At 67.5% G+C, this 15,108-nt stretch carries 15 protein-coding genes; 11 read left to right on the top strand and 4 right to left on the bottom strand.

Annotated features, from left to right (window positions below):
* Window positions 1-61 precede the first annotated feature (61 nt).
* A complete protein-coding gene (locus HHX30_RS08275; RefSeq protein WP_169981081.1) occupies window positions 62-781 on the bottom strand; it encodes a DUF2306 domain-containing protein in 720 nt (239 codons plus the stop codon).
* A 100-nt stretch (window positions 782-881) separates the two neighbouring features.
* Between HHX30_RS08275 and HHX30_RS08270 the strand changes: the two genes are divergently transcribed.
* Window positions 882-1,622, top strand: coding sequence for a TetR/AcrR family transcriptional regulator (locus HHX30_RS08270; RefSeq protein ID WP_169981080.1), 741 nt, complete (start codon window positions 882-884; stop codon window positions 1,620-1,622).
* Window positions 1,623-1,730: 108 nt separating this feature from the next.
* Here the strand turns inward: HHX30_RS08270 and HHX30_RS08265 are convergent, their stop codons facing one another.
* Window positions 1,731-2,708 (bottom strand): SDR family NAD(P)-dependent oxidoreductase, encoded by a 978-nt coding sequence (locus HHX30_RS08265; protein ID WP_169981079.1) that lies wholly within the window; start codon window positions 2,706-2,708, stop codon window positions 1,731-1,733.
* Between the two features lie 105 nt (window positions 2,709-2,813).
* On the opposite strand from HHX30_RS08265, the gene HHX30_RS08260 reads away from it, so the two are divergent.
* Window positions 2,814-3,479 carry a TetR/AcrR family transcriptional regulator gene (locus HHX30_RS08260; RefSeq protein ID WP_169981078.1) on the top strand — a complete coding sequence of 222 codons (666 nt, stop codon included), beginning with the start codon at window positions 2,814-2,816 and terminating at the stop codon, window positions 3,477-3,479.
* A 164-nt stretch (window positions 3,480-3,643) separates the two neighbouring features.
* Here the strand turns inward: HHX30_RS08260 and HHX30_RS08255 are convergent, their stop codons facing one another.
* Window positions 3,644-5,500 (bottom strand): serine hydrolase, encoded by a 1,857-nt coding sequence (locus HHX30_RS08255; RefSeq protein ID WP_169981077.1) that lies wholly within the window; start codon window positions 5,498-5,500, stop codon window positions 3,644-3,646.
* Window positions 5,501-5,667: 167 nt separating this feature from the next.
* Here HHX30_RS08255 and HHX30_RS08250 point away from each other — a divergent pair, with 167 nt between their 5' ends.
* The 8 genes from HHX30_RS08250 (at window position 5,668) to HHX30_RS08220 (ending at window position 12,520) form a co-directional block, all read left to right on the top strand.
* The gene (locus tag HHX30_RS08250) at window positions 5,668-6,819 is read left to right on the top strand and encodes a sensor histidine kinase (RefSeq protein ID WP_169981075.1); all 1,152 of its coding nucleotides are present in this window, start codon (window positions 5,668-5,670) and stop codon (window positions 6,817-6,819) included.
* Window positions 6,797-7,450, top strand: a complete 654-nt coding sequence (locus tag HHX30_RS08245; RefSeq protein ID WP_169981074.1) for a response regulator transcription factor — start codon at window positions 6,797-6,799, stop codon at window positions 7,448-7,450. The genes HHX30_RS08250 and HHX30_RS08245 overlap by 23 nt, the downstream gene beginning before the upstream one ends.
* 201 nt (window positions 7,451-7,651) lie before the next feature.
* Entirely contained in the window at window positions 7,652-8,263 is a 612-nt protein-coding gene (locus HHX30_RS08240) for a DUF4240 domain-containing protein (RefSeq protein WP_169981072.1), read from the top strand.
* Window positions 8,264-8,817: 554 nt separating this feature from the next.
* The gene (locus tag HHX30_RS08235; RefSeq protein WP_169981071.1) at window positions 8,818-9,123 is read left to right on the top strand and encodes a hypothetical protein; all 306 of its coding nucleotides are present in this window, start codon (window positions 8,818-8,820) and stop codon (window positions 9,121-9,123) included.
* A 529-nt stretch (window positions 9,124-9,652) separates the two neighbouring features.
* Window positions 9,653-9,805 (top strand): hypothetical protein, encoded by a 153-nt coding sequence (locus tag HHX30_RS40545; RefSeq protein WP_211591748.1) that lies wholly within the window; start codon window positions 9,653-9,655, stop codon window positions 9,803-9,805.
* Window positions 9,802-10,488 carry a siderophore-interacting protein gene (locus HHX30_RS08230; RefSeq protein WP_211591747.1) on the top strand — a complete coding sequence of 229 codons (687 nt, stop codon included), beginning with the start codon at window positions 9,802-9,804 and terminating at the stop codon, window positions 10,486-10,488. The genes HHX30_RS40545 and HHX30_RS08230 overlap by 4 nt, the downstream gene beginning before the upstream one ends.
* 234 nt (window positions 10,489-10,722) lie before the next feature.
* On the top strand, window positions 10,723-12,072 hold the full coding sequence (locus HHX30_RS08225; protein ID WP_169981062.1) for an NAD(P)/FAD-dependent oxidoreductase: 1,350 nt from the start codon (window positions 10,723-10,725) through the stop codon (window positions 12,070-12,072).
* Window positions 12,073-12,115: 43 nt separating this feature from the next.
* On the top strand, window positions 12,116-12,520 hold the full coding sequence (locus HHX30_RS08220) for a hypothetical protein (RefSeq protein WP_211591746.1): 405 nt from the start codon (window positions 12,116-12,118) through the stop codon (window positions 12,518-12,520).
* Window positions 12,521-12,593: 73 nt separating this feature from the next.
* On the opposite strand, the gene HHX30_RS08215 is transcribed toward HHX30_RS08220, so the two are convergent.
* On the bottom strand, window positions 12,594-13,004 hold the full coding sequence (locus tag HHX30_RS08215; RefSeq protein WP_169981060.1) for a DoxX family protein: 411 nt from the start codon (window positions 13,002-13,004) through the stop codon (window positions 12,594-12,596).
* A 444-nt stretch (window positions 13,005-13,448) separates the two neighbouring features.
* Between HHX30_RS08215 and HHX30_RS08210 the strand changes: the two genes are divergently transcribed.
* Window positions 13,449-14,906, top strand: coding sequence for an MFS transporter (locus HHX30_RS08210; RefSeq protein WP_311922208.1), 1,458 nt, complete (start codon window positions 13,449-13,451; stop codon window positions 14,904-14,906).
* Window positions 14,907-15,108: the final 202 nt, after the last annotated feature.

The raw sequence follows: 15,108 nt of genomic DNA, 5'->3' as shown, positions 1-15,108 counted from the left end.
TGCGGCGGTGGTTCCGGGGCGGGCGGTCGTTCCGGGGTCGGCCTGAGACCGGCCTCCGGGATCAGGTCGCGAGGGCGGTGCGGCGGCCGCGGCGGGCCACCTCTCGCTCCAGGTACCACTCCACGACCAGCAGCGGGATCGTCCAGCCGAGCCAGCCGGACAGGCCGGAGATCGTCCACGCCATCAGGTCGGGATCGCCGCGGAAGACGGTGTCCTGCAGCGGGGGCAGGGCGGTGATCAGGATCCCGGTCCACACCCGGTTGGTGATGATGGAGTAGGTCAGCACGGCGCTGCGCAGCATCCAGCGCCGGTGGTCGGCGTACCGGCGGGCGCGGGCGGCGCGCCAGCCCGCCAGGGTGAAGGCGAGCCACAGCAGGGCGAGGAGCACGTCGCTGACCGCGAGGAACAGCCCGAACGGGGAACGCGCCCCGATGACCAGACCGGTCAGCCCGGCAGGCAGCACCCCGGCGAACACGTAGACCCGCCCGGCACGCCGGTGCCACACCCGGTGCCGCCGCCGAAACCACGGCCACACCTGGAAGAACGCGGTGACCATGGCGACCGAGGCGAACAGTACGTGCGCCACGAGCAGCGGGTAGTGCAGGCCGAACCCCTCTGGCTGCGGCACCCGGGACAGCGACGGGTCCCCGGTCAGGTACGGCGGCAGCGAGAACGCGAGGAACCCGGCCGTGACCAGGCCGAGCGGCACCGTCCAGCGGCGCCGCCACCACGGACGCCGGCGGGCCGATACCGGCGGAGGACTGTCGATCGTCGTGTGCATGACGGCTCCAAGAAGACGGTCGAGGATGCGTATCCCATACGCTCAATGCGTACCATATACGCAAGGCGTAGGCCATACGCAAACTGGTAAGCTCACTGGAATGCCGGACGACATCGGGAACGAGCTGCCGCACGCGCTGAACGTGCTGTGGGGACGGGCCAAGCCGAAGGGGCGGGGACGCACGCCCGCGCTCAGCCTGGAGCGGATCGTGGCGGCGGCCATCGCCCTCGCCGACGAGGAGGGCCTGGCCGCGCTGTCCATGGCCCGGCTCGCCGAACGGCTCGGCTGCGCGCCCATGTCGCTGTACCGGCACGTGGCCGGCAAGGACGACCTGCAACTGTTCATGCTGGCCGCCGCACCCGGCCCGCCGCCGGAGTTCGACACGGCGCCGGCCGACTGGCGCGGCTCACTCACCCGATGGGCCGTCGAACTGTTCGACGTCTACCTGCGGCATCCGTGGATCGCCCAGCTGGCGAACTCCCCGCCGATGGACCCCGGCCAGCTCGCCTGGCTGGACGCCGCGCTGCGCTCCCTCGGCGGCACGCCCCTGGACCCGCGGGCCCGGTTCTCTGTGGTCATGCTGGTGCTGCACTACGTGCGCGGCGCCGCCCAACTCCTGACGTCCATCCCCGCCGAACCAGAGGAAAGGGCCGACGAGACGTACGCCGCCCTGCTCACCGAGCTCGCCGACCCCGCCCGGTTCCCGGCGCTGGCCCACGCCGTCGAGGCCGGGGTGTTCGACCCCCGCGCGGGGGCCGCTCCGGACGACGACTTCCGCTCCGGCCTTGACCACCTGCTCGACGGCGTGGGAGTGGCGATCGAACGCGCCGCCCGGGCCTGAGCCGGGTCAGCGGGCCGGCGCTGCGCCAGCCGTCCCCATGATCGTCGACCGGACGGGCACGCGAGCTCCTTTCGGTCTCCTGATGAGCCGGCACTCGTGGGGACGCTCCTACCTGGCACGGAACTGTGCGCTTGGATTTCCGGACAGGCTGCCGCGCGGCGAGGGAAACGAGTTCTGCTTGGACTGAACGACGGGAAACTTCACGCCGGTGAGGTCTTCGGAGACGGCCCACAGCCGCTGCTGGACGGCTACCTTGTACGACTCCGGGCTGGAGGTGACCAGCCGGGGGTGGCCCATGACCTCGAAGCGTCCGCCGGGACCGTAGTACTGGCCGCCGAGCACGGCGGGGTCGGTGGCGGCGCGCAGGGTCGGCAACGCGCCCATCGCCGGCGTCTGGGTGATCAGCGGCGCGAGCCAGGTGAGCGGAAGCCGGAAGGCCGCGGGGGTGTTGCGGGCGAGTTCGGTGCTGGACATGCCGGGGTGGGCGGCCACCGCGACGGTGGTGCCGTACGTGGCGAGCCGGCGCTGCAGCTCGTACGTGAACATCAGGTTGGCCAGCTTCGACTGACCGTAGGCGGCGACCCGGCTGTACGACCGCTCCCACTGCAGGTCGTCGAAGTGGATCGCGGCCCGGATGCGGTGGCCGGTGCTGCTGACCGTCACCACGCGCGAGCCGGGCACCGGCAGCATCAGGTCCAGCAGCAGCCCGGTGAGCGCGAAGTGGCCGAGGTGGTTGGTGCCGAACTGCATCTCGAAGCCGTCCCGGGTGGTCTGCTTCGGGGTGTACATCACGCCGGCGTTGTTGATCAGCAGGTCGATGCGGTCGAGCCGGGACCGCAGCGCCGCCGCCGCGGCCCGGACGGAGTCGAGCGAGGTCAGGTCCAGCGCCTGCACGGTCACGTCGCCGGTCATGCGGGCCGCGGCCTGCTCGCCCTTCTCGACGTTGCGCACGGCGAGGATCACGGACGCCCCACGCTCGGCGAGCGCCTTGGCGGTCTCGTATCCCAGTCCGGTGTTGGCTCCGGTCACCACGGCCACCCGCCCGCGTTGGTCCGGAATGTTCGCCGTCGTCCACTTCTTGCCCATGCCGGACTCCCACCTAAAGTACCGAAGGTATCTTCTGCCCGTAACGCTAAAGTACCTTCGGTACGCTGTCAACGTACCGGAGGTACTTAAGTTAGGGTGGCGGTCGTGAGCTTCCAGCGGGCGCGAACCGAAGAGCAGCGGGAGATCCGCCGGCGGGCGATCCTCGACATGGCGTCGGCGATGCTCCACGAGATGCCCGTGGCCGCGGTCACCCTGAACGAGCTCAGCCGCCGGGTAGGCCTGGCGAAGCCGAACGTGCTGCGCTACTTCGAGTCTCGCGAGGCGGTGCTGCTAGAACTGCTGGACCGCTTCCTGCAGGAGTGGCTGACGGAACTGGCGGGCGAGTTGGCCGCCGGCATCGACGAAGATCTACCCATGGCCGAGCGAGCGGCAGCGGTGGCAGAGATCCTCAGCCGCTCGCTCTCCAGCCGAATGGTGCTGTGCGACCTCTTCGGCGCACAGGGCAGCGTCCTGGAACACAACGTCTCCGTCGAGGTCGTTGCACGCTACAAGCGCGCCTCCCTGGACCGCCTGACAACCATGACCGCCCTGATTCAGAACTACCTGCCGGAGCTGGGCGAGAACGCAACACTGTTCAGCCTGCAAACCATGGTCATGGCCGGCGCGCTGTCGGCGTACAGCACACCCCCACCCAGCCTGCAGGCGGCCTACCAGGCCGAGCCCGACCTCGCCCGCTTCCACCTGGAGCTGAAGGACTCCTTGAAGCTGGCCCTGACCGCAACCCTCCTGGGCGTGCTACCCCGCCGCTGACCTGCCTTGCACTGGACAGGCCCTGGAGCCTCGATCCTCGGTCGGGACCAGCCCCGTTGGGCAGGCGGCCCACCCGGATGGGCCACCTGGCTTGACGTTGGTGCCGCCGAAGCCGCAGTAGCCGTTGGCTACCTTGAAAGCCAGGCGGTCGAGTGCTCAAGTGATCACAGGTGCCAGCCGAGCAGGTTCCAGTGCTGGCAGAACCAGAGGAGGGCGAGCAGGCCCGCCAGCACGACCACCTGGTGGCCGCGGGCCAGGACGCCCGCGCGCCGCCAGGCCGTCACGGTGGTGGCGATCGCGGCGACGGTGAGTGCGAGGACCAGCAGCGGCAGCACCAGGAGGACCTGGACGTTGGCCGGCACGCCGTACAGGATGCTCGTGTCGCCGGTCAGGACCAGCGTGAACAGCACCACGAACACCAGTCCGACCGCGGCGGCGAGCCCGGTCAGGACACGCCCGGCGCGCCAGACACGCGGGACGGGACGCTTCTTGGCCCGGCGGACCACAGCGGCCACCGGCAGGCCGAGCACGGCGGTCAGGGCGGTGACGGCGAACAGCAGGACGATGACGACATTGACCGGCGGGGTGTCCCACCAGGGGACGCGTTGGTAGGCGGGGCCGTCCGTGGCCACGTACGCGACACCGCTCCCGCCGGTCACCAGCGCCAGCCGCCGCGTGCCCCCGTTCTGCTGATACAGCCCGGGCCCCAGCGGGCTCCACGTCGAGCCCCTGAAGGTGAGCTTCCCGCCCTCCACCCGCAGCCGGGTGGAACTGGTCAGGGCGACCACCTTCTCGATGCTGGACTCGGCGGACCGGGTGAGCTTGTAGAAGCCTTCAACAGGCACGACGGAAGCACCGCCGTCGGGCACGGCGCGCTTTCCGGGCAGGAAGCGGTCGAAGAAGGCAGGAACGATCTTGGTGGCGGCGTCGGCCCCGCCCAGACTGTTCATGGAGACGAACAGGCCGAGGTCGGCGTCGGGCACCAGCAGCAACGCGCTCTGGAAGCCCTCCCAGCCGCCGTCGTGCATGATCACGCGATGCCCGTTGAGCGTCTGCTCCTTGAAGCCGTGGGCGTACCCGTCGATGCGCGGATCGGCCGCGAACGTCCGCCGGTGCATGAGCCGGGCCGTCGGCTCGTCGAGGATGCGCCGGTCGCCGAAGCGTCCGTCCAGCAGGTGGGCGATCATGAAGTGGGCCATGTCGTTCGCGGTGGCGCTGATCGACCCGTCGGGGGCGAGGTTGTCGAAGACGAACGGCTTGCGCCGATACGCCCCGCCCTCGTAGTCGTAGCTGCGCGCCAGATCCGCGGCCAAGGGGGCGGGGACGGGCTCGGCGGCCGTGCTGTGCCGCATCGCGAGCGGGTCGAGGATGTGGTCGCGCACGTACTCGTCATACGGCTGCCCGCTCACCCGCGACACGATGTATCCGGCCAGCGCCGCCCCATAGTTCGAGTACGCCGACACCTCGCCGGGCGGGCGCACCCGCGCGGGCATGTTGCCGGCGAGATAGTCCGCCAGGGGCGGCACGTCGTCCTTGCTCCGCGACCCCACGCCGATGGTGCGGTCCTCGAACCCGGCCGTGTGGTCCATCAGGTCCTGCAGCGTGATCGGCCGGGGGTAGGTCGCGGGGATCCGGAACGCGGTGAGGTAGCCGTTCACGTCCGCCTTCAGGTCCAGCTTGCCCCGCTGAACCTGCTGCATCACCGCGGTCCAGGTGAACAGCTTGGTGATCGAGGCGATCCGGACCATTGAGGTGTCCGGGTCGAAGGGCCTGCGGTTCTCGACGTCGGCCAGTCCGTACCCCTTGCTGAAGAGCAACTTCCCACCGGCCACCACCGAGACGACCGCGCCCGGCACGTGGTTGGCCGCCAACCCGTCCGCCATCGCGGCCTCGAAGAAGTCTGCCAGAGCACGTTCGTCCGGAACATCGGTAGCCGCCGCGGCAGGGGAGGCGACGCAGGGCGGCACGAGGATCATCAACGCCGCGCACACCGCGACGAGCATCGAACGGAAGACATACACGGGACGACTCCTGACCTTGTCGAGGCCATCCACGATGCGGCCGGCGAGGGTGCGGCCGCATCGCCATCGCGGCCATAGGCGTCTGCGACGAAAGTCGGAGACCGCCCGGCGTCCGGCACCGACCCCGGTATGAGGTGGCGCGCCGCCGCCCTGGCTACGCTGAAGCGATGCTGTCGTACCGCGCGGCGCTGCGGCGGGTGGCCGCGCTCGGGCCCCACGCGATCAGCGCGGCCTTCGTGGCGCTCTGCCTGTTCCTCACCGTCCTGGCAGTCAAGACGCCGTGGGCGCCGCTGCCGCGACCCGTCATCGCCGCCGCCGGGCTGGCAGGCACGGGTACGGTGTGGTTCCGGGGCCGGTGGCCGGTCGCGGTGGCCGTCGCCGGGGCGGGCGCGTACGTGCTGTCGGGCAATCCGGGGCCGCTGCTGATCAGCCTGTTCTCCGGCGCGAGCACGCGTTTCCTGGCACTGGCGGCGATCGGCATGGCGGGGTTCCTGGCCCAGCAGTGGGTGGACGGCGGCCGGTTGGGCACGGACGCGCTGATCTCGGCGGTGACCGCCACCGGGGTCACGCTGGCGGCAGGGGCGTACGCCACCACCCGCCGCGAGCTGACCCGATCGCTGCGCGAGCGCGCCGAACGCGCCGAGACCGAGCAGCGTCTGCGCGACGAGCAGGCGAGGTCCGCTGAACGCGGCCGGATCGCCCGGGAGATGCACGACGTGCTCGCGCACAAGGTAACGCTCATCTCGCTGCACGCCGGCGGCCTGGAGGTGAACGCGAGCGCGGGACCGGAGCGCGTCGAGCGGGAGGCGGCGCTGATCAGGGTCAGCGCGCGGGAGGCGCTCGAAGAGCTGCGCAAGATCCTCGGCGTGCTGCGCGCCGGGCCCGACGATGACGACGACGGCTTCCCCGACCTGCGACGGCTGGTGGACTCCTGGGTATCGGCTGGCGGGACCGTCACCCTGCACGGCGATATCGGCACGTGGCCACCGGAAACGGCCAGGGCCGCGCATCGCCTCGTCCAGGAGGGCCTGACCAATGCGCACAAGCACGCCCACGGGGCCCCGGTCACGGTCACGGCGACCGGGAGCAGGGAAGACGGCGTCACGATCGTGGTCGCCAACGGACGATCGTCCCAGCCGAGTCTGGAGACCGGCGCCGGGGTCGGTCTGGTGGGCCTGGCGGAGCGTTTCCGGCTGATCGGCGGAACGGTGCGCGGCGGGCCGGACGATGCGGGAGGCTGGCGTCTTGAGGGCCGGCTGCCGTGGCACGCCGCGGACGCATCCCCAAGGGAATCACATGATCAGGACACTGCTGGTTGACGACGAGCCACTGATCCGTGCGGGGCTGCGGTTCATCATCGAGTCCGCACCCGACGTGGAGGTCGTGGGCGAGGCCGAGGACGGCAACCAGGCCGTCGACGCGGTCCGCCGCCTGGGGCCCGACGTCGTCCTGATGGACGTCAGGATGCCCCGGTACGACGGCCTGACCGCCACCGGGGCCATCCGCCGGCTCGCCCGGGCACCCGCGGTGATCATCCTGACCACGTTCGACAGCGACGAGCACATCTTCACCGCCCTGGAGGCGGGAGCCTGCGGGTTCCTGCTCAAGGACACCTCGCCGCACGACCTGATCCGGGCGATCCGTCTCGCGCACGGCGGCGACTCGATGCTGTCCCCGCGGGTCACTCGGCGGCTGATCCACCGGCTCACCACCGACCAGCCCATTCGGCGCCGCCGTGACGCGCTCGCCCGGTTGGAGGCCCTGACCGGCCGCGAGCGCGAGGTGCTCACCGAGGTCGGGCTCGGCCACTCCAACACCGAGATCGCAGCCCGCCTGAACATGAGCGAGGCCACGGTCAAGAGCCACATCTCCCACCTGTTCGACAAGCTCGCCGTCACGAACCGCGTACAGGTGGCCATCGCCGCCTACCGCGCCGGCCTGGTCGACTGACTCAGCCCAGCCCCGCCCCGATCTCGCGACCGGGACAATGCCCACGTCGTTCGGCGACGGCGATCACGGACACCGAACTGCGCCAGATGGGCGGCTTGCGTACACCCGCAGGTGAACTGCTCAGGATGACTGCCTCCGCCGATCAATCGCGTGAACGCGGCAATAGGATTCATAGTCTTCGGCGTGCCATCATCGCTTCTCATGGATGAGGACCGGTTCTGGGAACTGATCGACCTTTCCGGCAGGGAGACCGTCAGCAGAAAGGAGCGCCTGGCCTGGCTGATGACCCAGCTCTGCCGACTTTCCGCCGCAGAAATCATCGATTACCACATGTGGTGGAAGCTCAATGCGAACCGCGGCTGCACATGTGACATGTACGCGCTGAGCTGTCACCTGTTACGACGCGAATCGACGGACGGATTCGAGTATTTCGTCTACTGGCTCATGAGCTTGGGCCGAGAGGCGTACGACCAAGTCGCCGATTGCCCGGATCGCGTCATGGAACTGCCGCAGGTCGTGCACCTCCTCGACCTGAAGCGACGCTGGTTCGCCGAACGTCGTCGCGGCTTGCCGTGGTCCGACGAGGAGTACCCGGGTTTCGAACTCCTTGCCTACGTGGCGCTGGACGCCTATGAGCAGGTCACCGGCGCGAATGTGGACGCTCTCTACGCCGCCGTCAAAGCTCGAGGAGTCCGCAGTAGGTTCCCGCTTCTGGCTGCCGAATTCGGCGAGCAAGACTGGGATATCGCCGATGACGGGGAGATCGCCCGTAGACTCCCCCGGCTGGCCCGCCACCTGACCATGTCTGACTGACCTCCGTGCTCCCCGCCACTACTGATCGCAGATATGCCCGCCGAACGAGATGGATGCGGGCGCGGCGAGCGATGTGAAGACCCCTCCGGGCGTCACTGGATCCCCACCACATTGCGCCGCCGGTGATGATCGCCTTGACGGGGTCGCTGATCTGCTCGGCGGGGATCCACCGCCGCGAGCCGATCAGCGCGGCTTGTAACCGGGGCTCGACCCTGACGAACTCCGACGCCAGTGCGCTCATCAGTTCCTCGAGGTTCCGCCGCATCCACGCTGCCTCGACGATGAGGGCGGCAGCCGCTCCCAATCTTGTAATTTTCACACACATGATCACGAATGGCCGCTTTCGTTGTGCCGCATTCCCGTCACAAGATCGATCAGAGTGGGGCGCATCGTCCCAGCTCACCCTGCAAATGGCGGCTGCCGTATTAGCCATGTTCTCCGCCAGGAGGACAACGGTCGCCAGATTCTTGTGGCCAATTGGTCAATACCGCGCTGTATCGATCCGGGCTAAATCAATGTTGATCGACACCTGCCCGTCCCGCATAAGGAGAAGCATGCGAAAAGTCACTTGGCCCCGCCGGCTCGGCCTCGTCTCAGCGGTGGTGGCGGTCGGCCTGACCACCGCGCCCGTGGCCGCGCACGCCGACGGCTATGACACTCCCCGCAGCGCCACCGCCGACGGAGCAGGCAACACCCAAGCAGCCGGGATCGCATCCGCCGAACAGCGGGCCCGGCAGGCCGTCCTCGCGGTCGGCCACGACTGCACCCCCGGGAGGTATAACACGTATCCGACCTTTATTTCTCCGGGTGGCGGCACATGGGTCTACCGGTCCACCCATGACGCGATGTGCGTCGACTGATCAAGGTTCAGCAGATCGGCCCCCGCCGGGGTTGCCCGCCATCGTGGAGCCCAGCGCCAGCAGGCCCCCAGATCGAGCCCCAGGCTCAGCGCCATGGTCATTTGCACCCTGCGAGTGATCCCGCCCATGTCACCTCCTCTCGCTGCAGGCCGGCGTACAAGACCCGACGAACGACCTTGCTGACACGGGCACGCGAACAGGCGCGTGCCCATGTGGCGTGGGACCCAGATCGGGCAACCACGCTGGAGTACTCCGCATGCGCTGCGTCGGCCGCATGCTCGAGCAAGCAATCGCCGTTACCCGCGTGGTCAACTCATGTGCTCGAACTGGACGGCCACGCGGTGCTCACCGACCCGTGGTCTCACCGAACGATGGTTCCTGCGCCGCGGCGAGCCACTCGGGCTGCGGGTCGCCGAGTTGCCACCACTCGCCGCGATCGTCGTCACCAATCTGGCCACCAATCACTGGGACCTGCGCGGGTTCCGTCCCCGCCCAGGCCGTGGCCGGGGCGTCCGTACTTGGCGCGAAGGTGCTGATTCCGCTGCACGACGCCCACGGATACGATCCGCTCTCAAAGCTGTTCCGCACCACCGGCACCGCCTCAGACGCGATCGCCCTGGCTGGAACGGATCTGACGGTGGTGGACCTGCCCACGGGCGAGCGCTGGGAGTTGGCACAGTGAGTGTGTTCCTGTACGGAACCGTCCAAGAAATCGAGCCGATCGCCAAGCGCATGCGCCGCGTCCGGATCACCGGCCCTGACCTGTGCAACCTGACCTGGCTGCCAGGCATGCACACCCGTCTACGAGTCGGCGACCCCCGCTCGCCCCGCTCGTGGCTGCGCGGATTCCTCCGCACCTACTCGATCTGGGACTACTCCCCCACCGGCCACCTCGACCTGTGCATACTTGACCATCCGTCCGCCGGGCCCGGAGCGCAGTGGTCGCGGCAGGTGCGCGTCGGTGACCCGGCGGCTCTCACCCCACCGGAAGGCAGGCTCGTCCTCCGCGAGGGTGCGGGGTACCACCTGCTTGTCGGCGACGAAACCGCAACCGTCGCCTTCGGAGCGATGTTGCGCGCGTTGCCGCCGTCCGCGATCGCGCATGGCGCGATTTCGGTAGAGGGCCCCGACGACCGTCTCCCACTGGAACATGCGGATCGCCTGACGTGGAGGTATCGACCGACCGATCTTGCTGACGTGGTCCGCTCCCTGGAACTCCCCCACACGCCGGGCATCGCTTACGTCGCCGGAGAGGCCCGTAGTTGCCAAGCCGTGCGTGCTCACCTCGTCCGGGAACGCGGCTGGCCTCGCAGGGCCGTCATCGTGAAACCGTTCTGGACTCCCGGACGGCGCGGCATGGACTGACCGCCCCCTGAAGCCGCCCTTCGGATGAGGGCCGGCTCGTACTAGGCCGACGGGGCAGGGGACGCCGGTGCCGCTCGAGCATCCGAGTCGACGGGTGTGTCGAGCCTCTGGACCCGGGTATGGCACAGCACGGTCACGGAAAGTCAGCGCGCGAGCACATTCGCGCAGCAGCGTCGGGCAATTGGTGCCGTCAGCGAAAACACCCGATCGAACAGATAGCCAGAGGGATGGATCATGAAGAAGTCCTTTGACGTCGTCGTGATCGGAACGGGGGAAGCCGGTGCAGCGGTGGCCATGCAATGCCGGGCGGCTGACCGGAACGTGGCGATCGTCGATTCCCGGCCCTTTGGCGGTACCTGTGGGCTGCGTGGCTGTGACCCCAAGAAGGTGTTGGTGGGAGCGGCCGAGATCATCGATCGGAAACGTCGCATGGAGGGTCAAGGCGTTGCTGGGGACCTGCGCATCGACTGGCCTGAGCTGATCCGTTTCAAGGCCACGTTCACAGACCCCTTTCCCCGGCAGCGAGAGGACGGCTTCGTCCAGGCAGGGGTGGAACCCTTCCACGGGCGTGCACGCTTTCTTGACCAGCGTTCGATCGAGGTTGGCCAGGATGTGCTCGACGGCGCTCACCTAGTCGTAGCAGTTGGCGCGTGGCCGGCCAGGCTGGGCATCCAGGGCGAGCACCACCTCACCCGCAGCGATCAATTTCTCGACCTGCAGGAGTTGCCTCGGCGGATCGCGTTCATCGGAGGCGGCTACATCGGCTTCGAGTTCGGGCACATCGCGGCCAGAGCCGGGGCAGCAGTCACGATCTTGCACCAAGGCGCCCGGCCGCTCAAACACTTTGACCAAGACCTCGTGGCGCGGCTATTGGAGCGCACCCGCGACGTGGGCATCGACGTTCGGACTGGTACGAAGGTCACGGGCGTCGAGGGAGCACCGGGAAGCTTCAAGGTCACGACCTTGACGGATTCGGGACCTGAGAGGTTCGAGGCGGACATGGTTGTCCATGCGGCTGGTCGCGCACCCGAGGTGGACGATCTCGACCTGTCCGCCGCTGGGATCGAGTTCGATCGCAATGGGATCCGGGTCAACGGCCACCTGCAGAGCGTCTCGAACCCGGCGGTCTACGCGGCGGGTGATGCGGCCAACAGTGGAGGTCTGCCCGAGACGCCCCTCGCTCAGTACGAGGGCGGCCTCGTTGCTGAGAACATCGTGGAGGGCAACCAGCGTACGGCGGACTACCTCGGCATGGCGAGTGTGGTCTATTCGATTCCCGCACTGGGCGCGGTGGGGATGACCGAGGAGGAAGCCCACGCCAAGGGCCTGACGTTTACCGTCAACCAGGCGGATACCTCTGGCTGGTACTCGGCGCGGCGGGTCGCCGAGCCGGCGTCGATGTACAAGATCCTGATTGAGAAGGACAGCGGTAAGATTCTCGGAGCTCACCTCTTAGGCCCGGAGGCTGACGAGTTCGCGAACGTCTTCGCTCTTGCCATCCGAGCGGACATCCGCGCTGACGCGCTGAAGCACGCGCTATTCATCTACCCGACCCAGGCCTCCAACATGGCATGGATGCTGTAGTGCCTGATTCTCAGGCGGGCTGGTACTTCCCGCGATCACCTGCGTGTTCGGCACCCCGCTCGTGGACTCCCTGATCGCCGCCCTCCTTCCCGACGTCGACGCGGAGGCCGTCGTGGACGTGCGTACCACGCCGGGCAGCCGGCGCCTCCGCGACGTGGGCAGTTCTCCGCCTGACGGCGGCCTGTCCAGCGAGGCCGTCTGGTGGCGCTGCCATCGGCGGATCACCGTCGATTACGCCGTACTACACCTGGCCCGTGACGGGCGGCTCACAGAACAGCGGCCGACCGCGGGCACACGCCTACTCGACGACGGACTCCTCGTCCATGACGCCGCCCGAGCCGCTCCGCCGTACGGCGATAACTCCGACCAACAACACCAACTGGATCAGCAGACGGAGGCCACCATGAACCGCGCTCTATGGCCAGTAGCGACGGCAGAACTCGGTTAACTGGCCGGATCGTGGTCGTGCCATCGGCGCAGTTCGGTCGAGGGCGCAACATCCCTCCTCCCGGTGGGGAGTGTCATCGTCGGGCCTCGCGCCCCCGCCGCCACAGGCTGTCCACAGCGAGGGCTCCTCCCCCGCTAAAGGCGATGGCGATGCTGGCAGCCGCGAGCGCCAGAACGAACTCGTAACCGCCTTGGGATACCCAGAAGCCTTTGCTTGCGTGAACGAAGACGATCGCCAACAGCATGTCGAGCACAAGTAGCGTGCCGAACACCGGCAGCAGCAGCCCGAGCACAAGAGCCACGCCTCCGACCAGTTCGAGAGCCGCGGCCGCCAGGGTCGACACCCCAGGCAGGGGTACACCGGCCGACTTGAAGAACGCGGTCGTAGCGTCGATACTCGTGAATTTCTCCCACCCGTGCGCGATGAAGATGATGCCCACGATGACCCGAGTGATCAGCAGCGCGACCGGCTGAACCTTCTCCATAACAAAAGTATCCCCCTTGTTAAACGCTCGTAGCGGTCCAGGGGCAATGGCCCACATGGCTACTTCGCAAGCGGAGGGTCCGCAACGACAACACAACTTCACGTTATGCCCGGCTCAACAGCCGCACAACCAGCCCGGTTAATGATCCATCCAAGATCACAAGCTTGCCTGCGCATGCCGTCCAGCAATCAAGTGGAAATTTTCGCCGATCGCCTATGGGGAGATCCATTGAGCGTCATCACGCCTCATCGCTCGCGGCAACAGCCACGACGGTGGTGCGGGAAGTCCCGTTGATGCCGGGTCACCTAAGGATTTTGGGTTCGCAAGGAAAGGTTTGGCTCGGTGCGGTTTCGTGGGGGCAACTCGGTACGATTTTATGGGTGGCAGTAGTAAGCGGCACTGTACGGTGCCGTCGCGAGATGGGTGTGATGGTGCGTTGCTCCGGTGCCTGATCAGATGAGTGGCGTCGCCCCTGCAGGCGGGGCGCCCGGCGAGCATGGGCAAGATCCTTCGGACCCCCGCCGATGGAAAGCCCTGGCCGTCTGCCTGATCGCCGGTTTCATCACATGGTTGGACATCAGCATCGTTAACGTGGCGCTACCCTCTATCCGCATCGCGTTACACGCCTCGCCGAGTGACCTCCAGTGGGTCGTTTCTGGATACGCGTTCGCCTTCGGGTTGCTGCTGATACCCGCCGGGCGGTTCGGCGACGCACATGGCCGGCACAACGTATTCGTCTTCGGCATGCTCCTTTTCGCATTGGCCAGCGCCGCGGCGGGAGCAGCCTCGGGACCGGCTTGGCTGATCGTGGCACGGGTCGCACAGGGGGCTGCTGCAGGTGTGACTGCTCCGCAGATCACCGGGCTGATCGAGCAGCTTTTCTGGGGCGCGGAACGGGGGCGGGCGTTCGGACTGCTAGGCGCCACGATGAGCTTCTCCACGGCAATCGGCCCACTGCTGGGCGGCCTGCTTATTCAATTTACCGGCCAAGAGGCGGGCTGGCGCCATGTCTTGCACGTCAGTATACCGATCAGCGTCATCGCCATGATCTTGGCGTACCGATACGTGCCCAGGAAGGAGGTTATAAAACGACAACGAGAGAGCATGGATCCTGTTGGCGTTTTAATTCTCGCCGCCGGCATATTGCTGCTGCTAATGCCGCTCGTGGAAGGACGGGAGTGGCAGGGACAGGCCAAGTGGCTCTTTGCGTTGGCCGCGTCCGTCGTACTGGCCGGGTTCGTACGCTGGGAGCGTTGGCACGGTCAGCGACACACTCCGATAGTTGATCTTTCCCTGTTCCGTAGAGGCTCATATGCCATGGGTGTATTGCTCGCGGCACTGTATTTTGGCGGATTCACCGCAATCTTCTACATCGTCACTCAATATCTACAAGAAGGCCTGCATTATTCCGCTCTGCGCGCGGGTTTGTTGAGTGCGGCGTTCGCGCTGGGATCAACATTCAGCGCCGCACTGAGCGGTCGACTCGTCGACCGATCGGGCCGACTGCTCGTCGCATTCGGACTGGTGCTGGTCACAGTTGGATTGGGCGCCACGGAACCCGCCATCCTGCTGGCTTCCGGCGAAAACGTGGCCTGGCTGATCGCAGCACCACTGTTTCTCGCAGGGCTGGGCAACGGCCTGATCGTCTCGCCGAACCAGACACTCACCTTGTCAGCGGTGCCGGCTGCCGAGGCCGGCCTTGCCGCCGGCGTGCTTCAGACAGGACAGCGAATCGGCGCCTCCGTCGGTCTTGCGGCGGTGGGTTCGGCTCAAGGGATCTATGCGACGGCGTTCCAGCACGCCCTACTGGTTAACGTCACGTTCGTGCTGGCCGCGCTAGCTGTGGCTCTTGTTGACGTATTCGTGAAGCGCCGAGCCAACCGACGATCGGGCTATCGCTGAGCGAGGGACCACGTGGGGGCGGAGCCACGCGACTGGTCCTGCCAGTCCAGACGTTTCCGGCTCCGTAGCGCCATGCCCGGGTGGACGGCGATTCCCGGACGGTCCAATTCTGGGGACTCCAGTCGCGGGTCAGCCGACAGCTTCTATGCCTCAACTGGAGCTACTACCTGCAGTTGCCGAATGATCGACTACAGCCCGGCGC

The organism is Microbispora sp. H10836, assembly GCF_012999525.1.
In the GTDB taxonomy this organism is placed as follows: domain Bacteria; phylum Actinomycetota; class Actinomycetes; order Streptosporangiales; family Streptosporangiaceae; genus Microbispora.
The sequence above is the reverse complement of the archived record's forward strand: the minus strand, read 5'-3'. Positions and strand labels throughout refer to the sequence as shown.